Origin of the sequence: Amycolatopsis marina (assembly GCF_900111885.1) — a bacterium.
GTDB classification, from domain to species: Bacteria; Actinomycetota; Actinomycetes; order Mycobacteriales; family Pseudonocardiaceae; genus Amycolatopsis; species Amycolatopsis marina.
Genome location: NZ_FOKG01000004.1, coordinates 308,236 through 328,744 on the forward strand (window position 1 = coordinate 308,236; position 20,509 = coordinate 328,744).

A 20,509-nucleotide genomic window follows, 5' to 3' on the forward strand; every position below is an offset into this window, starting at 1 on the left:
TGGCGGCCCTACCTGCAGCCGCAGTCGCGCAGGGTCGCGGCAACGGCGTCGAGTGCGGGCCTGGCCGCGTCGATCGAGGTGCCGCTGGACATCAGCGAGAACACCAGCAGCCTGCCGTCCTTGTCGAGCACGACACCGGCCAGTGTGCTGACCCCGGACAGGGTTCCGGTCTTGGCCCTGACCCACCCCTTGCCCTGGTCGGACGCCTCGGTGTCGTAGCGGCCCTCGAGGGTTCCGCTGCCGCCCGCGACGGGCAGCCCGCCGACGACGGGCCGGAGCTTCGCCGTGCGCGGGTCGTCCCCCGTCGGCGCCGCCGCCACCGAAAGCACCTCGCTGAGCAGGGTGGCCGCCACCTTGTTCTCCGGGGAGAGGCCGCTGTCGTCGGACAGCTTCACCCCGCTGACGTCGAAGTCGTTGCGCGCGAGCACGTCCAGCGTCGCCTGTGCCCCGCCGGTGAAGGAGGGTTCGACGCCCGTGGCGATCGCGACATGGCGGGCGATGACGTCGGCCAGGAGGTTGTCGGACTGGGTGAGCATCGCGTCGACCAGTTCGGTCAGCGGCGGGGACAGCACCTCGCCAAGCACACGCGCGTCCGGTCCGGCCTGCACTGCGCCCGGGGCGGGCTGCGCGCCGAGGCGCTCGGCGAGTTCCCCGGCGAAGGCCGCGGCCGGGTCGCCGTGCCGCTGCGACTTCGGATCCGTGGCCTGCTGCCTGCCACCGTCGAGCATCACCGGCTCCACGGGCGCGGCGAACGTGGACGGCGCGTCGGCCGGATCCCAGCTCGGAGCCTCGGTGGGGCCGGCGAAGATGCTCAGGTCGACGGCGACCTTGTCGACCGCGCCGCCGGTGGCCTCCTTGACCTGGTTGACGAGGTCGTCGAGCCGGGCCGCGCCGGGGTAGAGGGATTCCTCGTCGTCTCGCAGGCCGGTCAGCGTGACGTCTCCGCCCGCCACCACGACGACGGTGCCCGGTTCGTCACCCTCGACGACCCTGGTGGGGATCTGCATACCGTGGTCGAGTTCGAGCAGGGCGGCCGCGGCGGCGAGGATCTTGGTCGTCGAGGCGGGTGTCTTCACCTCGTTCGCCCGCTGTTCCCAGAGCACCTCACCGCTCGCGGGGTCGACGACGTTGCCCGTGAGGTCGCCGAGCGCCGCCGCGGAGGCGGGACCCTGCAGTGCGGCCGCGACGCCGGAGGGGCTCGCGGCGGGCGCGGCGGGATCGGGCCCCTGCAGCGTCCTGGTCACGGCGACCGGTTCCGGTGGTTCCCCCTTCGGCGCGTTGGGGGCCCACGGCAGCGCCAGCCGGTTGGCGACGCTCGGCAGGGCGAGGGTCACCCCGACGGCGACGACGAGAATCAGTGCGAGCGCACCGACCAGCAGGCCGCGTCGGCGACGGCGCGGCCTGGCGACGGCGCCACCCGAGCCGTCCGAGCCGGTCGAATCGCCCTGCTCGGCCGTTGCGGGCTGCTCTGGTGCCGCGGACTCGACTCCGGGCCGCTCGCGCGGCGGGTCCCCCTTGGTCGCGGGAGCGGGCGTCGGCTCGCTGCCGGGCTCGATCCGCATGGGCACGGCGTGCGTCGTGGCGGGTGGGATGTCCTGGTGCCGCTGAACCGGGGCGGGCGGCTGCGGTCGCGGTTGTGGCGGCGGTGGTTGTGGCGGCGGCTGGCGTGGCTGCTGCTGCGGTTGCGGTGGTGGTTGCTGTTGCGGTGGCGGCCTGCGGTGCGGACGGGTGACCGACTCGGACCCCGCTGTGGGCGCACCGGACCGGGGTGGCGGCTGGGTGACCCACACGGTGGCGGGCTCGTCGGGCGTGACCTTCGGCACAGGCAGCTCGTGAGTGGCCCCCGACTGGCTTCCCCGCAGGTCGTTCTGACTCCCCGTGAGGTCGCTGTCGGCCGAGGGCCAGGCGGGCTCGGCCGCCTCGTGCCCATCGAATCTGCCGTCCTTCTCCGACACGCAACACTCCTCTGCACCACACCCGCACGCCGCCAACAGGGCCAAGCTCACACACGGTCATGCCGACCCGCGGCGTCCCGTAGTCCACACTAGTGAGGGTCAAGGAAGCGAAACGGTCAGCCGCCCGGTCGCGGCGATAACAAGAAGAGATCAGCGAGGACGGCGTGGAGTTCGACGTCACGATCGAAATCCCCAAAGGGGAACGCAACAAGTACGAGGTGGACCACAAGACAGGGCGGATCAAGCTCGACCGCACCCTGTTCACGGCCACGCAGTACCCGGCCGACTACGGGTTCATCGACGACACCCTTGGGCAGGACGGCGACCCGCTCGACGTGCTGGTCCTGGTGCAGGAACCGACGTTCCCCGGCTGCCTGATCCGGGCCAGGGCCATCGGCATGTTCCGGATGACCGACGAGAAGGGCCCGGACGACAAGGTCCTCGCGGTCCCGTCGGACGACCCTCGGCTCGAGCACCTGCGGGACATCCATCACCTGAACGAGTTCCACAAGCTGGAGATCGAGCACTTCTTCCAGGTCTACAAGGACCTCGAGCCCGCGAAGAGTGTCGAGGGCTCGAACTGGGCAGGCCGGGTGGAGGCCGAGGCGGAGATCAAGCGCTCCTACGAACGGGAGACCGAACGCCTCGAGAAGGCCGCCGCCGAATCGGGCGACGCCACCGAGCACTGAGAGATCGCCGACAGGCCACCCCGTCCACGATCGAGTGGAGGGGGTGGCCTGTCGCGTTTCAGCCGCGCGGTCAGGCGGCGTAACCGGGCATCGGGAACGCGGCCAGCAGTTCGCGGATCTCGGCCGCGATCCGCTCGATGGCCTGCTCGTCCTCGGCGGCCGCCGCGGTGATCGTGCGGTCGATCCACTCGGCGATTCGCGGCTGGTGCTCGGGGCGCAGGCCACGGGTCGTGATCGAAGGCGTGCCCAGCCGGATTCCGGAGGGGTCGAACGGCTTACGCGGGTCGAACGGCACCGTGTTGTAGTTCAACTCGATCCCGGCCCGGTCCAGCGCCTGCGCCGCGGGTTTGCCGCCGATTCCCTTTCCGGTCAGGTCCACCAGCAGCAGGTGATTGTCGGTGCCGCCGGAAACCAGGTCGAAGCCGCGCTCGGTCAAGGCCTCGGCCAGTGCCTTCGCGTTGGCGACGATGTCGTGGGCGTACTCGCGGAACGCCGGCTTCGCCGCCTCGGCGAGCGCCACCGCGATCGCCGCGGTCGTGTGGTTGTGCGGGCCACCCTGCAGCCCGGGGAAGACGGCTTTGTCCACCGCTTTCGCGTGCTCCGCGTCGGACAGGATCATCGCCCCGCGCGGGCCGCGCAGCGTCTTGTGGGTGGTGGTGGTGATCACCTGGGCGTGCCCGACCGGTGAGGGGTGCGCGCCACCGGCGACCAGCCCGGCGATGTGGGCGATGTCGGCCACCAGCACCGCGTCGACCTCGCGGGCGATCTCGGCGAAGGCGGGGAAGTCGATGGTGCGCGGAATCGCGGTGCCACCGGCGAAGATCACCTTCGGCCTGTGCTGCAGCGCGAGGTCACGCACCTGATCGAGGTCGAGTCTGCCGGTGTCCTTGCGGACGCCGTAGCGCACCGACGTGAACCATTTGCCGGTGGCGGAGACGCTCCACCCGTGTGTCAGGTGCCCGCCGTCGGGCAGTGCCATACCGAGGATCGGGTCGCCGGGCTTGGCGAAGGCCAGGTAGGCCGCGAGGTTGGCAGGTGAGCCCGAGTAGGGCTGCACGTTGGCGTGCTCGACCCCGAAAAGGGACTTCGCCCGCTCGATGGCCAGGTTCTCCACCTGGTCGATGAACTGCTGGCCCTCGTAGTAGCGCTTACCGGCGTAGCCCTCCGAGTACTTGTTCGTCAGTACCGTGCCGGTGGCCTCGAGCACCGCCTGCGAGACGTAGTTCTCCGAGGCGATCAGCCGGATCTTGTCGTGCTGGCGGCGAGCCTCGCCCTCGACGAGCCCGGCGATCTCCGGATCGGTCGCGGACAGGGCGGAAATGGCTGGCTGATGAGTCATGATGCTGCTCCTGGACAGACGTGGCCACGGCATGCTGTGAGAAGCCCACAGACACCCAGGCGCGCGGTGCCGGCCATTCGTCGCTCCCCGGTGGTGCTCCACCTCGATGGCGCCAGTCGCTAGTGCGGGGTCGAGCTTACTGTGCCCTGCCGCCCGTGTGGACGATGCGCGTCACACCATCTGCGCGTGGCTCCACTGGTGCGGTCGCAGAACACCTGGCCGCAGACCGGACATGCCTTGATCCTGCGCCACCCGTCGACGGCGACGAGCTCGGCGAGCCCGGAGGCGGCGGCCACCAGCTCCCCCACCTCCTCGAACGCGCCGACGTGCACGACCCGCCAGCGCCGCCCGTCCGCCACGAGCCGAGGCCGGGCGCCGGTCGCGGCGAGCAGAGCGTTTAGCCCCGCCGCCGCGACCCGCTCGTCCGGTAGCGCGTGGACCACGGCCGACAGCTCCGGGTGGCCTGCCGCCAGGAGCCGTTCCGCCGTCGCGAGACCGGGATCGAGCGCGCGGAACGGCGGAACCACGTTGTACTTGCGCACAGCCTCAGTCCGCCACGCCCACTCCCATGGAACGGGCTGTTCCCGCGACCGTCCGCATCGCGGCGTCGAGATTCGTGGTGTTGAGGTCGGGCAGTTTGCGCTCGGCGATCTCCCGGAGCTGCTGCCCGGTCAGATTCCCCGCCGACTCGTGTCCCGGCCGCCCCGATCCCTTGCCCCCGAGGGCCTTGCGGATCAGGAACGACGTGGGCGGAGTCTTCAGCCGCAGCTCGAACGTCCGGTCTTCGAAGACCGTGACGACGACCGGCACGATGTCGCCGCGCTGACTCGCCGTCGCGTCGTCGTAGGCCCGCTTGATGGCGACCAGGTTCGCGCCGGTCTGCCCGAGCATCTTGCCCAGGTCCACCACGGGCGCATCACCTGCGGTGAGCTCCAGCGTGGCCCGGAACATTGGCTTCTTTGGCGCCACGGCAATCCCCTCCACTGAGGGTTATTCACGGTCGACCGGACGGGGGTGGCCCGGAGGGCTGCTCGCGGCTGGTCGACACACGTGAGATGCGGGCATCGGCGACGTGCGTCGCGTGAATAACGCTCAGCTGAATAGTTCAACTGTCTGTTGATCTGACAGCGAGGGACGTTAAAGACTCCAGTTACTGGAGAGTCAAACTCGAAATCGCGGCTCAGTGCGGACGCCTACCGAAACAGCTCCTAGTCCTCGGTGGGCCGGATGGGCTCGACAGGCTCGATGCCGCGCGCGTGCCTGCGCGCCAGCTCCTGGTAGATCGCGGCGTTGTGCTCGACCCACACCCGCGCCGAGTCGCTGAGCGGCACGTGCTTCTTCGCCGGGCTGCCCATCGCGATCATCTCGGGCGGCACCACCGAGTTCGGCGTGACCGTTGCCCCGGCGGCCACCAGGGCGCGGGCACCGATCTCCGCCTTGTCCAGCACGGTTGAACCGTTGCCGATGAGCGCCTGTTCGCCGACCGTGCAGTCGTGCACCAGGCACTGGTGGCCGACGGTGACGTTGCGCCCGATCTCGCATACGCCGTCGTTGACGTGCACGACGGAGTTGTCCTGGATGTTCGCGCCGGCGCGGATGACGATCCGGCCGAAGTCGGCCCGGATCACGGCGCCGTACCAGACCGAGGCGCCCTCCTCGACGGTCACGTCACCGATGAGCGTGGCGGTGGGGGCGATCCAGGCGTCGGGGTGCACGGTGGGGCTGACGCCCTCGAAGGAATACAGCGGCATGGCGACACCCTAAGCGGACGTCCGAGAACTTTGGTTCGCGTGGTCGTGGTGATTTGCGGAACCCGGCCCGGACCGCTCAGCGATGATGGGCCAGCACCTCGTGTGCGGTGTCCGCACCGCGAGCGGGTTCGACGTGGACGACGGCGGCGGTCAGCCTCGGCACCGCGTGCACGAGCCGGTGTTCCACCTCGTGCGCCAGCGCGTGAGCCTGCAACACCGTCAGTTCCGCGTCGACCGAGACCGCGAGTTCGGCACGCAGGTTGTGCCCGATCCAGCGCATCCGCACCTGGTTCGCGTGCAGCACGCCAGGTACCTCTGCGGCGGTTCGCTCCACGCGTTCCACCATGGCCGGATCGACGGCGTCCATCAGGCGGCGGAACACCTCGCGGGCCGCGTCCCGGAGCACGAACAGGATCGCCACGGTGATGAGCAGGCCGATGATCGGATCCGCCTGGGGGTAACCCAGCCCGACGCCGAGCGCACCGAGCACGACGGCCAGCGAGGTGAAGCCGTCGGTGCGGGCGTGCAGGCCGTCGGCGACGAGTGCGGCCGAGCCGATCTGCCTGCCGACGGTGATGCGGTAGCGGGCCACCAGTTCGTTGCCCGCGAAGCCGATCACTCCGGCCGCGGCGACCACCCAGAGATGCTGCACGGGCCGCGGGTCGATCAACCGCTGCACCGACTCGTATCCGGCCAGCGCCGCCGACGCGGCGATGATCAGCACCACGACGACGCCGGCCAGGTCCTCAGCACGGCCGAGGCCGTAGGTGTAGCGCCGGCTCGCGGCCCTTCTGCCCAGCAGAAAGGCGATTCCCAGCGGAAGCGCGGTCAGCGCGTCGGCGAAGTTGTGGATGGTGTCGCCCAGCAACGCGACCGAGCCGCTGAGCAGCACGACCACGAGCTGCGCCAGAGCCGTGACGAGCAGCGCGACGAAGGACAGAACCAGCGTGCGCATCCCCCGCTTGCTGGTCTCCAGCGCGGTGTCCACCCGCTCGGAACTGTCGTGACTGTGCGGGGTCAGCAGATGCCTGAGCCTGCTCCAAGTGCTCGCCACCCGCCCCGTGTGCCCATGACCGTGGCCATGCCCGTGCCCGTGTTGCCGCGCCATCGTTACTCTCGCCCTTAGGTCGCCCCGTGTCGGTATCTGCAGGATGTCCTGCCCGAGAGGAATATGCAACCATGTGCGCGCATAAGCACACTTCGCTGGACGATCGCAGTGATCCGTCGCTTGCGGAGCAACTCACCGTGGCCGCCGAGGTACTCGGCCATCTCGCCGACCCGACCCGGCTGCACCTGCTGCACCTGCTCACCGAGGGCGAACAGGACGTGAGCACCCTGACCGCGGGCGGGAACGCGTCCCGATCGTCGGTCTCCCAGCACCTGGGGCGCCTGCGCCTCGCCGGTCTCGTCCAGTCGCGGCGGGACGGACGGCGGATGCTGTACCGCATCACCAGCGATCACCTGGAGGCACTGGTCGAGGAGGCTCTCGGCTTCGCGTATCACGCGGTGGCCGACGTCCCACATCACCGGCACGCAGCGGAAAAGCCGAACGCGGACTGACCGCACCCGGAGGCGATGCGCACGCACTTTCCTCGGCTGACTCAACCCACGAACTGGGCCACGCGGAGGGTTCCGGGTTTCTTCGGAACCCTCCGGACCTGCGAACCGCCCAGGGAGCGATTCCGTGACCTGTTCGTCACGAGCGCCTTCAACAGTCAGCCATCACCGCTCAATGATGGCGTTTCCAGTCACGGTGCCGCTGCTCTCGTTCCAGTGGACCGCGATGTTCCCGGTCATGAAGCCGATCGGGGGCGATGCCCCGCCGGGAAGCTTCGACACGGCGGGCTCGCCGCCCAACGGCACCACGACGAGATCGTCCTTTTCGGTCAGCCCGTACCCGGTGCCGTTGTCATCGACTGCGGTAAGCGAGACCTTCTGCTGCTCGCCGCCGCCGACGCACTGCGACTGCTCGGCCGAGTACAGCAGTGCTGCACTGACGCCGTACTTCCCGTTCGGGCTGTTCACGGCCGTGTTGGCTATGTTGCCGCCGCTCGCACCAATGCCGGGCTCCTTCGGGCAGCTCACGGTGTACAGCACATCACCAGAATCGGCCTTCACCATCGAGAGGGCGTCACGGTCTTCCCCGCGCCCGGAGGTGTTCTCGAGGAGAAGCAGGCCCAGTGCCCGGTCAACGACCGCCACGCCGGAGGACCCCAGGTCGAGATCCCGCGAGGTCCACCGCTCCGTGTGGAGTCCCGAGCCGTCCTTCCAGAAGGCGATGCCGTCCACCTCGCCGAAGAGCGGCTTGCGATTGCTGAGCGTCGTGTCGATCTTGCGGGTCTTCCCGTCCTCGGAAACCACCACGAAGCCGCTGTAGTCGTCGATCTGGACCGCCAGACCACTCCTGGAGCCAGCGGCGGACGTCGGGTTCGACACCTCGGCGTTGGCCACCACCTCGCCGCTGTCGATGGACAGCAGTGTGATCTTGAGGACCGGTTGCGCCTTGTCGAGCCCCGAGGCTTCGGGCACGCTCGCTTCGCTGACGGCGATTGTGTCGTTCCCGACCCAGACCTTGGTGCCGCCCTCGGCGCGGTCGTGGCTCCAGACCTCGTCGCCTTCGGCGGACCAGGCCCGGATGTTGTCGCTGTCGATGCCGATCAGACGGTCGGGAGTGACGACCACCTCCTTTTCGCCGGCGGCGACGCTCCACTCCGCGTCTCCGAACGGTTCACCCACGGGCAGCGACGGCCCCCCTGGCTGTGCGCCCTCCTCCGCCGGGGCGTTGGGGGATGCCGGAGCGGGTCCTTCCGCAGGCTCGCCGGCTCCGCTCGCGCATCCTGCGAGGGTGAGCATGGCCGCCGCGCCGATGGCTGCGATCCTCTTCATGGTCCGCATACTATTTACGGCGCGCAACGAGGAATCCGCTCTCTTCGCCCCAACCACACCCCAGCACCCCAAAGCGAGCGCCCCCGATCAACGGCGCAACTGCAACGGATCGCGAGTCCGCTTCCGGGCCTTGAGTGCGCCGGTCTCAGAATCGGCGCCGTGAAGCCACATGTGGCTTCTCAAAAGGAGAAGCCCCCTCTCCGGAGTCCGGAAAGGGGGCCTGACCTGCGAGCCGCCTAGGGGAATCGAACCCCTGACCTGTTCATTACGAGTGAACCGCTCTGGCCGACTGAGCTAAGGCGGCAAGGGCGCGGACGGCCGCAGCCGCCCTGTCCTTCTGACACAACAGTGTAGCGGCCGACGTCTCGCGTCACCTTCGGCCCCCACTCTCGTTAGGCTGCTATGACCCCGGTCTCACTGTGACCGGCCCCGCACTTGCCTGGAGGACCCTGCTCATGCGCGGACGTCTGCCCCGCACGCTGGCTTTGCCGGTCACGGCCGCCGTGCTCGCCCTCTCTGCCGCGCCCGCGCTCGCACAGGACATTCCGACAACGCCCATCCCCGAGCCGGCGAATCCGGGGCAGCCGCCGATCTCCTCGCCGCCCGCGGTGCAGCCGCTCGGCAAGGCTGTCGGCGACGCGGGCACGGCACTCGGCATGCTGCGCCTGCTCCCCAACGCGGTACCGACCAGCGCCATCCTCCCCGGCCTCGACGAGGAGTTGCCGAAGCAGTCGGCGTTCGAGGGCGGGCTCGGGCTGTCGAGCGCGCAGGCGAACTCCGAGTCGTACCTGGCCTACGAGCGGTCCATCGCGCAGTCGTCACCGTTCGGCATCTCGGTGGCGGGCAACGCCCCGCAGGCGCCGGGATCGCTGGTGCAGACCGCGCTGCCGGACAATCCGAAGGCGGTGAAGGGCGGCCTTAAGGCGCCGGAGAACCCGCTGCTCAACGTCGGCCTGCTGGAAGGCACCGCGCACGCACGGTGGAGTTCGACGCTCGGGCCCTGTGTGGGCACCATCGCGGACTCCACCACCTCACTGGCGAGCCTTTCGCTGCTCAACGTCATTCCGTCGATGCCGGACGCATCCCAGCTCACCGAGGCCGCGGCGCCGCTGAAGGAGGGCCTCGAGCAGTTGCCGGGGCCGCTGGCCAGCCTCGGCGGGCTGCTCGACGCCCCCGGCGACAAGGCCGACTCCGACGGCACGGGATCGGTGCTGAGCCTGCCGAACACCCTGTCCTCGCGGTCCACGGTCCGGCTGGTCGACATCAAGGGCACCGACCGCAAGGCCGTGCAGTCGATCTCGACCATGCAGGCGGCCGACATCAACATCCTCAAGGGCACCCCGCTCGGCCTGAATATCAAGGTGGCCAGCCAACCCACGCTGACGGTCACCTCCACCGGCGACAAGGACACCTCGAAAGTCGAGTACAGCGCGCCGGTGCTCACGGTCGAGCGCGGCGGCGAGGAGCTGTTCACGCTCGACGCCGCGAACCCGACCAAGGACGTGCCGATCGGCATTCCGCTGCCCGAACTGGGATCGGTTCCCGGCTTCGAGAACTTCGAGAAGATCCCGGTGGTCGGTGCTGGTCAAGACGGCCTCGGACGGGCTGAAGCCACTCAACGACGCCGCGAAGGGCTTCGTGCTCGACCTCGGTGTGCTGCGACTGTCCATCGCCGGACTGGACGAGAAGGGGATGGACATGACCGACCCCTTCAAGGGCTACCAGCTCGGTGCCTCCGCGCGGATGCTCGACCTGCAGATCCTGCCGACGAAACTGCTCAAGGACTCCCTGCCGGAGGACGCGGCGAAGAACCTGCCCTCCTCCCTCGCGCAGCTGTCCCTCGGCGAGCAGGTCGCGAGGGCCTACGCCCCCGAGGGCGGAGTCGAATGCGGCACCACGGCACCGCCGACCACCGCCCCGCCCGGTGGCGGTGAGCAGCCGGGAGTCCCGGACAAGCTGGCGCAGACGAGCGCCGCGTACTCGGCCGTGCCGATGTTCTGGACCGGAACCGCGATGCTGCTGGCCGGCGTGGTGCTGGTTGCAGCCCTGCCCGGCCGCCGCAGGTTCGGCACCGCCACGGTGACGCCGCCCGTCAAGCCCTCCCCGCACCCCCGCGACTGACGGTCCCCAATGTGGCATTGGGGTACTTCAACGTCCCCAATGCCACATTGGGGACATCCCGGCTGGCGGTCAGCCCTGGCGCAGCGTGGTCACCATCGCCTCGACGGCGATCCGGGGCTTGACGTTCCAGCCGATGGCGTCGCGGCAGGCCAGGACCGCCTCCAGCCTGCGCAGGGTCGATTCCGCCGACCACTCCGCCGCGGCCTTCGCGCTCTGCTCGGCGTGGTCGGGATGGATGAGCCGTGCGGCCGACCGGCTGCTGGTCACCAGCACATCCCGGTAGAAGCCGGCCAGATCCACCAAGGCGAGGTCCAGCGTGTCGCGCTGGGTCCGGGTGGCCCTGGACTTCTGCTTCTTCTCCAGCTGCCGCACCGCGGCATCCGCCGCCCGTTTCGCCGAAGCGACACCCTTACCCGTGCCACCGGAGCCCATCGCCGTGCGGACGGCGTCCTGCTCGGTCTCGTCGCGGGCCTTGCTCTCCTCCGAGGCGTCCACCTCGGCCGTCTTGATCAGCTCGTCAGCACAGGCGAAGACGTCTGACGGCCTGCGCAGGCCGAGCGGGATCCGCAGGACCGCCGCACGGCGCTGACGGGCGTTGTCGTCGGTGGCCAGCCGCCTGGCCCTGCCCACGTGCCCACCGCACACCGAAGCGGCCCATTCGGCTCGGTCGGCGGGCACGCCGTCGCGTTCGGTGAGCACTCGTGCGATCGCCTCGGGCGGCGGGGTCCGCAGGGTCACCAGCCTGCAGCGTGAGCGGATCGTCACCGAGACGTCCTCGGGATGGTCCGAAGGCGCACAGAGCAGGAAGACCGTCCGCTCCGGCGGCTCCTCGACCGCCTTGAGCAGCGCATTGGAGGCGCCCTCGGTCAACCGGTCGGCATCCTCGATGATCACGACCTGCCACCGGCCGGTGCTGGGGCGGCGGGCGGCGGACTGCACCAGCGAGCGCATCTCGGCGACCGAGATCGACAGTCCCTCCGGCACCACGAGCCGCACGTCCGCGTGCGTTCCGGCCAACGCCGTACGGCAGCCGGGACACTGCCCGCACCCCGTACCGATCATGCACTGCAGCGCCGCGGCGAAGGTCCGCGCGGCCACCGACCGGCCTGAGCCGGGCGGCCCGGTGAACAGCCATGCATGGGTCATGCCACCCGCCGCCACCGACTCGCCCGCCACCAGGCTCGCCGCCGACTCCGCCGCGGCGGACAGCACCTCGATGGCGGGCTCCTGTCCTACCAGCTGCGACCAAACAGGTGCCGTCACCTTGCCTCCGACTTCGTCCCGGTCGATGTGTCCTTGCCCGGCTGGACCGGCGCGTCCTCGGAGGCCGGTCCCAGCCCGGTAATTCTGCCGACCAGGACGGCCTGAACCGCGGTCCGGACCCGCTCCGACACCTCGTCGGCCGTGCCGTCGGCGTCCACGACCACGTAACGATCGGGATCGGCTGCCGCCATCTCGGCGAGCACGTGCTGCACCTGCCACTGGTTGCCGCCCGGTATCGGCCGGTCCGGCACACCATTGCCCGAGTCGGCGTCGAGCAGCACGGTAACGTCGGGACGCAGCCGGTTGGTCGCCCAGTCCGCGAGGCCCTCGAGTTCCTCCGCGTCCAGTCCAGCCACCGCGGACAGATGCGCGAGCGGCGAGTCGACGAAGCGTTCCATCACCACGACGGAACCGGAATCCAGCGCAGGGCGCACGTCGCGCTCGACGATGTCCGCCCGCACGGCGGCGGCGGCCAGCGCCTGTGCCCGTGCCCCGGAAAGCGACGCGCCGTTGACCAGCGCGGCCAGCCGCTTGTCGTCCAGTGCCGGATCCGCCGCGAGCACGACCTGACGGGACCCCTTGCGCAGCCAGTCGGCCAGCCGGGACGCCTGGTCCGCCGTGTCGGTCGCGGTGGCACCCTCTACCGCGATCAACAGTCCGTTGACCCTGCGCGGCCGCCTGCGCAGGGCGTTGCGCAGGTCGGCCATGATCGGCTCGGTGCGCCTCGAGTCCATCTGCCGGTAGGCCACGACGCCGACCAGCGCGGCGAGCAGGCCGGCCACCAGCAGCACCGGCCGCGTTCCGTCGATGATGATCGTGTTGCCCCACACGGGAACCCGCCGAGGCTGCACGAGTCCGATCAACAACGGCACGGTTGCGGTCGTACCGAAGATGATGATCTTCATCAGCGACTGGTAGATCGCGTTGATCCGGCCGCGGATCGAATCGTCGACCTGCGAGCCGATGATCGTGACCCCGGTGAGGAAAGCTCCGCCCGCGCACGCGCCCACGACCGAAACGGCGATCAGCGCGATGGCCAGGTGCGGCGAAAGCGCGACGATGATCAGCGCCAGCCCGGCGAGCACGATCCCGATGCCGAACAGCCGGTCATGCGGCAGTCTTCGCGCCAGCTTCGGCGCACCGGCAAGGCCGACGGCCGCACCGAGGAACACGGCGACGAACAACAGTCCGAAGGCGGCGTCACCGCCACCGAGACTCGACGAGTACGGCTTGGCGGAACCGATCACCGCCCCGCCTGCGGCGAACGCCCCGACCATGCCGATCAGCAGACCCCGGATCAGCGGCGTCGTCCGGATGAAGCGGGCCCCGTCCCGCATCATGCTCAGGAACCCCTGCGACGTGTCCTCGTCGCCGTCGTCCTTCGGCTTCGGCTTGGGCGCCGCGGTCGGCACGGAGTGCACGCCGCGCAGCGACAGCTCGGGGATGCGCGCGATGAGCAGCGCACTGGCCAGGTAGAGCAGTCCGTTGATGACCACGACGATCTTCGCGATACCGAACTCGCCCAGCACGTCCGGTGGCAGGTGCAGCGTGGTCTGGATGCCGGTGAGAACCGAGTAGAGGCCCGCGCCGGTGACGACCGCGAGCCCGTAGGTCATCACCATACCGAGCTGGTTCGCGGTTTCCACCTGGTCGGGCCTGCGCAGCAGATTGGGCACCGCGGCGTCTTTGGACGGGATCCACATCATCGCGGCCGAGCCGACCAGGAAGTTGCCGATGAACAGCCACAGCGGGGTGCCGACGAACGCGATGGAGAGCAACAGCCCGCAGCGCAGCAGATCTGCGGCGATCATCACCTTGCGCCGGTCCAACCGGTCCGCGAGCAGCCCACCGAGCGGAGCGAAGAGCAGGCCCGGCAGCAGGTTGGTGAGCACCACACCGGCGAACGCGAAGTTCTGCGCGGTGTAGTTCTCGGTGAACTTGGTGACGAGTCCGGTCAGCGCCAGCAACGACAGCCAGTCGGCGACGCTGCACAGGTACGTAACGCCCCACAGCCTTCGGAACGGCCGGATCGCAAGAACGCGCCGCACCCGATGCACCGTCGACGTTTCCGTACCGCCCGGCGCGCCGGCGTCAGCACCGTGAGCAGCGTCGGCAGCGCCGACCGCTTCGTCCGCTCGACTTCCCTCGCTGATGCGCCCACCCCACAAAATCCGCACGCGCCGGTTCACCCGTCGGTGCGGTCAGGGTATCCCGCGCTTCACCCGAACAGCCGTAGGGCTCGGTCAATGAGCCGGATCCGAGGAACCTCCAGTGCACGTCACAGGTTCCCGTTACCGGCCGGAGATATGCCATTGCAGGGCGTTAACGAACTAGTTGAATATCCCCGAAACGCTACTGAACAGACTCGAGATCAATTGAATGATCAGAATGCCGAACACCACAAGCAGAATGATTGCCAGTGCCACCCCGGCCGATCCGCTCGACGGCTTGCGCATGACCGGATCGCCGGACGAGGCGCGTTCCGTCTGCGCTCTGCCCTGCCTCGTCCGCAGTGCCTGACGCATCCGGGTGGTCTGCACGGACGTGCCACTCTGTTGTTGAGCCAGCATGCCAAGTGGCGGCTGGGCCGCAGGTGCGCGCTGCGCGGCTGCTGGACGGGGGACGGCACGCAGCGGCCCCGTGGACGCGTCCTGCTCCTGACTGAGAGCGGCGTCGACCATCCCACGGACCACCTCCGGATCCGGTTCCACCGGCTCGGCGATCTCCACCTCGACGAAGTCGTCCGGTGTGTAGTCCCGGATGCCGGAGCCGGAACTGACTCCGGTGACCAGCCCGGCGAGCGGGTCGGGAAACGCGGGCGGGGGCGAAGGTGCCTGCGTACCGTCCGGGCTGAACCGGGCGTCCGTTGCCACCGTCACCACTCCCTGTCACCACAAGCTCGGGCATTACCTGGAACCTCCAGGGTAGTGGCCAAGAGCGCCCCGAAGGCGGTTCACGAGCACGAACCTGGACCGATTTCCGCGCCACACCGTCTGCAAGCCGAGAAGTGGGCGGAGTCAAACCCCTGACCGACCGGGCAACTACGACAGGCCAACCTGCCCTCCTGCCCCGTAGTGCCGCACCATCTGGACGATCCACTGTTCGGCCCTGGCGCGTGTCGCGGGCGCGAACCAGAACACCCAGTGCCCGCTGGGGTCGATGGCCGTCGCCAGCAGGTAGCGGCCGAGGTCGTTGTCCAGCAGGCCCATCGAGCCGTGCGGGTGCTCGGCGATGATCGTGTCCCGTACGGTCAGGTCCACCAGAACCGTGCCGAGCCGAGGACGGTTCGCCGCTTCCCTGACCGACGCAAGCAGGGGTCCGTGCCTGCCCGGGATGACTCCACGCTCGTCCGCGTGGATCTCGATGACCTCGCCGGGGCCGCCGGGCGGGTCCGGCAGGTCGTCGAGCGCCCACTCGGCGATGCCGCGTAGCGCGCCTGCCCGCAGCGTGGCCTGTTCCCCGGACACCGTCAGCACCGCCGCGTTGTCCTCGTCGCCGAAGAAGCGGACCTCCAACGGGTCACTGCGGTCGGCGAAGACACCGGTGACGACTCCGCGGATGAACCCTCCGCGAAAGGCCCGGTAGAGCCCGACCGCCTCCGGTGCGATGCTCCCGTCCTTGGCGACCAGACCCAGCGCCGCCATTCCGGCGACGAACCGCGTGTAGGCCTCCGCCTCGGCGACCAGGTCTCCACCGTCCGGCGGCGGCTGGTCACCGAAGACGGCGGGCAGACAGAAGTCCGGGTCCAGGTACTCCATCGGCGACGGCCGCCGAGGCACGACCTGACGCAACGGCGCGATGATCTCGTCGACAAGCTCGAAGACGGTCTGCGTTGAATTGCTCACCCGCACAGTGAACAACAGAACACCGACAGTTTGCTCGAACAGGCGTTCGACCTGCGATGTCGGGTCAGGACTTGGACTTGGCCGGAGCCTTCTTGCGCGCGGGGGCCTTCTTCTTGGGCGCTGGGCCCTTGGCCCGCTTCTCCGCGATCAGCTCGGCGGCCCGCTCGTCGTCGAGTTCCTCCACGCTGTCCGACTTCCGCAGCGACGCGTTGTACTCGCCGTCCGTGACGTACGGACCGAACCGACCATCCTTGACCACCATCGGCTTGCCGGACACCGGGTCGTTGCCCAGTTCCTTCAGCGGCGGTTTGGCCGCTGCCTGGCGGCCGCGACGCTTCGGCTCGGCATAGATCTTCAGCGCCTCGTCGAGCGTGATGTTGAAGATCTGGTCCTCGGTCGCCAGGGACCGCGAGTCGGTGCCCTTCTTCAGGTACGGCCCGTACCTGCCGTTCTGCGCCGTGATCTCGTCCCCGGACTCCGGGTCCTTGCCGACCACCCGCGGCAGCGACAGCAGCTTGAGGGCGTCGTCGAGGGTGATGTCGGCGATGGACATGGACTTGAACAGCGAACCCGTCCTCGGCTTCGGCTTCTTCGCCTTGCTGCTCTTCTTGGCCGGAGCCTCGGCCTCCGCCGACTCGGCCTCGGGCTCGGGCAGCACCTCGGTGACGTAGGGCCCGAACCTGCCCTCCTTCGCCACGATCTCGTGCCCGGTGTCCGGATCCGTGCCCAGTACGCGACCCTCCTGCGGGGTCGCGAACAGCTTCTCCGCGATCTCCACCGTGAGCTCGTCCGGCGGCAGTTCGTCGGACAGGTTCGCCCGCTGCGACTTCCCGTCGACCTCACGCTCCAGGTAGGGCCCGTAGCGCCCGACGCGCACCACGACGGTGTGCCCCTCGGAGTCGGTGAACAGCGGGATCGAGTTGATCTCCCTGGCGTCGATGTCCTCGACCCCGGTCCCGACCAGCTTCTTCAGCCCGCCGAGCCGGCCGATCGACCCATCGGCGCCGAGGTCACCACCGAAGTAGAACCTGGTCAGCCACTGGGTGCGCTGCTCGTCGCCCGCGGCGATGCGGTCGAGTTCGTCCTCCATCGCGGCGGTGAAGTCGTAGTCCACCAGCCGCTCGAAGTGCCGCTCCAGCAGTCCGACCACCGAGAAGGCGACCCAGGACGGCACCAGTGCGGAGCCCTTCTTCCACACATAGCCGCGATCCTGGATCGTTTTGATGATCGAGGAGTACGTCGAGGGTCTGCCGATCCCCAGCTCCTCCAGCTTGCTGACCAGGCTCGGCTCGCTGTACCGCGCGGGCGGCGAGGTGGAGTGCCCGTCCGGGGCGAGCTCCGTGGCCGAGACCTCCTGGTCACGCTGCAGCCGGGGCAGCCTGCTCTGCTTGTCGTCCGCCTCGCCACCGGCCTCGGTGTCCACGGACTCGACGTAGGCCTTGAGGAACCCGGCGAAGGTGATGGTGCGACCCGAAGCGGCGAACGTGCACTCCTCGCCGGTGGTGGCCGTGCCGGTGATGCGCACGGACATCGTCGTGCCCTTGGCGTCGGCCATCTGCGAGGCGATGGTGCGCTGCCAGATCAGCTCGTAGAGACGGAACTCGTCGGTCTCCAGCTCGCCTGCCACCTGGCCGGGGGTACGGAAGACCTCGCCCGCGGGACGGATCGCCTCGTGTGCCTCCTGCGCGTTCTTCACCTTGCGGGTGTACTGCCGCGGCTTGTCCGAGACGTACTCCGAGCCGTACAACTCCGTCGCCTGGTTGCGCGACGCCGTGATCGCCGTCGCCGACAGCGTCGTGGAGTCGGTACGCATATAGGTGATGTAGCCGTTCTCGTACAGCCGCTGCGCGATTCGCATCGTGCGCTCGGAGGTGAACCGGAGCTTGCGGCCTGCCTCCTGCTGCAGCGTGGACGTCATGAACGGGGCGTACGGCTTCCGCGTGTACGGCTTTTCCTCGACGCTGCTGACCGTGAAGTCCCGGTCCTGCAGCGCCTGGGCGAGCCGAGTGGCGTCCGCCTCGCCCAGGATCCGGACGTCCTTGGCGGAGGAGCCCTCCTTCAGCTGGCCGTCGGAACCGAAGTCGCGGCCGGTTGCGAGGCGAGTGCCGTCCACGGCCACCAACCTGGCGGGGAAGGTCTTCGGCGTCGCAGGGTCGTCCGACGCGGTGGCCGTCCCGGCCCGCATCGTCGCCGCGATGTCCCAGTAGGAGGCCGAGGTGAAGCGCATGCGCTCGCGCTCCCGCTGCACCACGATCCTGGTGGCCACCGACTGCACCCGGCCTGCCGAAAGCTTCGGCATGACCTTCTTCCACAGGACCGGCGAAACCTCGTAGCCGTAGAGCCGGTCCAGGATCCGCCGGGTCTCCTGGGCGTCGACCAGGTCGCCGTCGAGTTCGCGGGTGCTGTCCGCCGCAGCACGAATGGCCTGCTCGGTGACCTCGTGGAAGACCATGCGCCGCACCGGCACCTTGGGCTTCAGCGCCTCGAGCAGGTGCCAGGCGATCGCTTCGCCCTCGCGGTCGGGGTCAGTTGCGAGGTAGAGCTCGTCGACGTCCTTCAGCAGGCTCTTCAGCTCGGTGACCGTGGCCTTCTTGTCCGGGGAGACCACGTAGAGCGCCTCGAAGCCGTTGTCCACGTCCACCCCGAGCCGCGCCCAGGGCTGCCCCTTGTACTTGGCGGGCACGTCGGCCGCCCCTCGGGGCAGGTCGCGGATGTGTCCACGGGAGGACTCGACCACGTAGTCGCTCCCCAGATAGGGGGCGATCTTGCGGGCCTTCGTGGGCGACTCGACGATCACCAGCCGCCGGCGCCGCGCACCGTTCGACCCGGCGTCGGCCTCGCCTCTCTTGGAGGCGCCGCCCGCCGCAGTCTTCTTCGTCCGTGCCGTTCCAGCCACGCTGTCCCGCTCTCCGCTCTTCCTGCCGCCTGATTCGGCGACCGTTCAACCAGCCAGTGTGCACTCCAAAGCAAGGTCGTGTGCGTCGAGGTGACGCAACACGCCGTCAGCCGTGTGTGAGACGCATCGGTTCTGACACCGGCCGCGTTTCCTTTCCACACCTAGCACGTGATGGAGACCTCGTGCCCGACCGGGTTGCAGCGTAACGGTCCGCATACCCTCCGTTTGCAGGTGGCGACAGCAGAGAGTTACCTATTAACTGACCCGACCTTCGGAGCGAAAGGACCCCACGATGACCCGACGGCTGTCCGGCGCGCTGGCCGCCGCCCTGCTCGCCACCGTGACGACTGTCACTCCGCCTGCTACTGCCAGCGCACAGGAACAAGCCGATTACTCGGGGATCGTCGCGCTCTCGAACTGCTCGGGGTCGATCGTAGCCACATCAGGCGCCAACAGTGGGGATCCGGCGCTAGTGCTGTCCAACGGTCACTGCCTCGAGGACGGGTTTCCCGCACCGGGCGAGGTGATCGTGAACCAGCCGTCGACGCGCTCGTTCACCCTGCTCTCCCCGGACGGGGAGTCGGAGTTGGGCACGGTCTCGGCCACCAAACTCGTCTACGCGACGATGACCGGAACGGACGTGTCCCTCTATCAGTTGGACCGCAGCTACGCACAGATCACCGAGTCGTACGGTGTCAGCGCCCGCACGCTGGCGGACGACCGGACAAGCGCCGGGACCGCGATCGACATCCTGTCCGGCTACTGGAAGCGCTCGTACTCGTGCTCCGTGGACGGTTTCGTGCACGAACTACGCGAGGCCGACTGGGTCTGGCGCGACTCGATCCGCTACACATCGGATTGCAAGACCATCGGCGGCACCTCGGGCTCGCCGATCATCGACAGGGCCACCGGCGAGGTCGTCGGCGTGAACAACACCGGCAACAGCTCGGGCGAGGAATGCACCATGAACAACCCGTGTGAGGTCGACGAGAACGGCGAGATCACAGTGCGCAAGGGCATCAACTACGGCCAGCAGACACACCAGATCGACGAATGCATCACCCGGGGCAGCGCGATCGACCTCGCCCTGCCCGAATGCGAACTCCCGGAGCCTGCGGCACTGCTAACCGGCAGCGCGTAGGGGGCAGCCCGGCCAGGCGGGCTCCGCGCCCCGCGGGCTCGGCCCGACCAGCTCCTGCAGGTTCTCCAACCTGCGCCGGCCGCGAACCCGGACCACCGGACGGATTGAGCCGCCGCCGAAGGGCCTTCCTGGAAGCCCGATCGTCGCCAGGGCGCCGGCCAGCGGCTCATGCGTGTGCGGGGTCGCGGGGTCGAGGGCGAGCTCGTATCCGCCCTCTAGCGGGCGGCCCGCCACCAACGCCCACAGCCGGAGCGCAGGCCCATCGAGGGTGAACTCACCCGGCACCGCCTTGACTCCGGCCGGATACCAGGTGTCAGCCATGGGGAGCAGATCGGCCCGGAATGCCGTGCGGACGAGTATCTCGTCACTGTCCGACCGCACCACATGCGCGGCGGCACCACGAACCGCGTACTCCCGGATCAGTGCCCGTGCGCGCCAGTCCTCCTCGATCGTCACCGACAGCCGGGCCGCGGTCCGGCCGAAACAGACCAGCGCGCCGTGGGCGCACAGCACCCCGGCGAGATCCACCAGAGTGGGCCCGCGCGCCTCAGCCGAGTAGAACGACATCTGGTCCACGACACCCAAGCGTAGAACAGGCGTTCGAATCTGAACAGTGAGCAGCC

Annotated in this window: 18 protein-coding genes, 1 tRNA gene and 1 riboswitch; of the genes, 5 read left to right on the forward strand and 14 right to left on the reverse strand. The window is 69.1% G+C overall.

Features of this window, described 5'->3' with window-relative positions; all coding sequences use genetic code 11:
- Positions 1-8: 8 nt before the first annotated feature.
- Positions 9-1,955, reverse strand: a complete 1,947-nt coding sequence (dacB, locus tag BM199_RS09380; RefSeq protein ID WP_091672027.1) for a D-alanyl-D-alanine carboxypeptidase/D-alanyl-D-alanine endopeptidase — start codon at positions 1,953-1,955, stop codon at positions 9-11.
- Positions 1,956-2,119: 164 nt separating this feature from the next.
- Here dacB and BM199_RS09385 point away from each other — a divergent pair, with 164 nt between their 5' ends.
- Positions 2,120-2,644 carry an inorganic diphosphatase gene (locus BM199_RS09385; protein WP_091672028.1) on the forward strand — a complete coding sequence of 175 codons (525 nt, stop codon included), beginning with the start codon at positions 2,120-2,122 and terminating at the stop codon, positions 2,642-2,644.
- Positions 2,645-2,714: 70 nt separating this feature from the next.
- Here the strand turns inward: BM199_RS09385 and BM199_RS09390 are convergent, their stop codons facing one another.
- The 5 genes from BM199_RS09390 to BM199_RS09410 form a co-directional block, all read right to left on the reverse strand.
- Positions 2,715-3,983, reverse strand: a complete 1,269-nt coding sequence (locus BM199_RS09390; RefSeq protein WP_091672030.1) for a serine hydroxymethyltransferase — start codon at positions 3,981-3,983, stop codon at positions 2,715-2,717.
- Between the two features lie 46 nt (positions 3,984-4,029).
- Positions 4,030-4,113: riboswitch (ZMP/ZTP riboswitch) on the reverse strand.
- Positions 4,103-4,525: a CGNR zinc finger domain-containing protein gene (locus BM199_RS09395; RefSeq protein WP_091672032.1), complete on the reverse strand. Its 423-nt coding sequence runs from the start codon at positions 4,523-4,525 to the stop codon at positions 4,103-4,105. It overlaps the preceding riboswitch by 11 nt.
- Positions 4,526-4,529: 4 nt before the next feature.
- Entirely contained in the window at positions 4,530-4,952 is a 423-nt protein-coding gene (locus BM199_RS09400) for an uL11 family ribosomal protein (protein ID WP_091672033.1), read from the reverse strand.
- Between the two features lie 239 nt (positions 4,953-5,191).
- A complete protein-coding gene (locus BM199_RS09405; RefSeq protein ID WP_091672035.1) occupies positions 5,192-5,734 on the reverse strand; it encodes a gamma carbonic anhydrase family protein in 543 nt (180 codons plus the stop codon).
- Positions 5,735-5,810: 76 nt separating this feature from the next.
- Positions 5,811-6,842, reverse strand: a complete 1,032-nt coding sequence (locus tag BM199_RS09410; protein ID WP_091672036.1) for a cation diffusion facilitator family transporter — start codon at positions 6,840-6,842, stop codon at positions 5,811-5,813.
- A gap of 71 nt (positions 6,843-6,913) precedes the next feature.
- Between BM199_RS09410 and BM199_RS09415 the strand changes: the two genes are divergently transcribed.
- A complete protein-coding gene (locus tag BM199_RS09415) occupies positions 6,914-7,294 on the forward strand; it encodes an ArsR/SmtB family transcription factor (RefSeq protein ID WP_091672038.1) in 381 nt (126 codons plus the stop codon).
- 162 nt (positions 7,295-7,456) lie between these two features.
- Here BM199_RS09415 and BM199_RS09420 read toward each other — a convergent pair whose 3' ends face one another.
- A complete protein-coding gene (locus BM199_RS09420; RefSeq protein WP_177242542.1) occupies positions 7,457-8,677 on the reverse strand; it encodes a hypothetical protein in 1,221 nt (406 codons plus the stop codon).
- 173 nt (positions 8,678-8,850) lie between these two features.
- Positions 8,851-8,924: transfer RNA gene (locus BM199_RS09425), tRNA-Thr, on the reverse strand.
- A 151-nt stretch (positions 8,925-9,075) separates the two neighbouring features.
- On the opposite strand from BM199_RS09425, the gene BM199_RS09430 reads away from it, so the two are divergent.
- Together BM199_RS09430 and BM199_RS35185 are read left to right on the forward strand one after the other, a co-directional pair.
- On the forward strand, positions 9,076-10,554 hold the full coding sequence (locus tag BM199_RS09430; protein ID WP_425425508.1) for a hypothetical protein: 1,479 nt from the start codon (positions 9,076-9,078) through the stop codon (positions 10,552-10,554).
- A 58-nt stretch (positions 10,555-10,612) separates the two neighbouring features.
- Positions 10,613-10,741, forward strand: a complete 129-nt coding sequence (locus BM199_RS35185; RefSeq protein WP_425425509.1) for a hypothetical protein — start codon at positions 10,613-10,615, stop codon at positions 10,739-10,741.
- Between the two features lie 69 nt (positions 10,742-10,810).
- On the opposite strand, the gene BM199_RS09435 is transcribed toward BM199_RS35185, so the two are convergent.
- The 5 genes from BM199_RS09435 to topA all read right to left on the reverse strand — a co-directional run bounded on the left by BM199_RS09435 (position 10,811) and on the right by topA (position 18,745).
- Positions 10,811-12,004: a DNA polymerase III subunit delta' gene (locus BM199_RS09435; RefSeq protein WP_091672041.1), complete on the reverse strand. Its 1,194-nt coding sequence runs from the start codon at positions 12,002-12,004 to the stop codon at positions 10,811-10,813.
- A complete protein-coding gene (locus tag BM199_RS09440) occupies positions 12,001-14,061 on the reverse strand; it encodes a bifunctional MFS transporter/dTMP kinase (protein ID WP_177242551.1) in 2,061 nt (686 codons plus the stop codon). Before BM199_RS09440 ends, BM199_RS09435 begins: the two co-directional genes overlap by 4 nt.
- A 273-nt stretch (positions 14,062-14,334) precedes the next feature.
- Entirely contained in the window at positions 14,335-14,877 is a 543-nt protein-coding gene (locus tag BM199_RS09445) for a hypothetical protein (protein WP_143101804.1), read from the reverse strand.
- 168 nt (positions 14,878-15,045) lie between these two features.
- Positions 15,046-15,849 (reverse strand): ESX secretion-associated protein EspG, encoded by an 804-nt coding sequence (locus BM199_RS09450; protein WP_091672164.1) that lies wholly within the window; start codon positions 15,847-15,849, stop codon positions 15,046-15,048.
- Positions 15,850-15,913: 64 nt separating this feature from the next.
- Positions 15,914-18,745 (reverse strand): type I DNA topoisomerase, encoded by a 2,832-nt coding sequence (gene topA, locus BM199_RS09455; protein ID WP_091672045.1) that lies wholly within the window; start codon positions 18,743-18,745, stop codon positions 15,914-15,916.
- Between the two features lie 292 nt (positions 18,746-19,037).
- Between topA and BM199_RS09460 the strand changes: the two genes are divergently transcribed.
- Positions 19,038-19,886: a S1 family peptidase gene (locus tag BM199_RS09460; RefSeq protein ID WP_091672046.1), complete on the forward strand. Its 849-nt coding sequence runs from the start codon at positions 19,038-19,040 to the stop codon at positions 19,884-19,886.
- Here BM199_RS09460 and BM199_RS09465 read toward each other — a convergent pair.
- Positions 19,869-20,453, reverse strand: a complete 585-nt coding sequence (locus tag BM199_RS09465; protein ID WP_218160323.1) for a hypothetical protein — start codon at positions 20,451-20,453, stop codon at positions 19,869-19,871. The genes BM199_RS09460 and BM199_RS09465 overlap by 18 nt on opposite strands.
- Positions 20,454-20,509 lie beyond the last annotated feature (56 nt).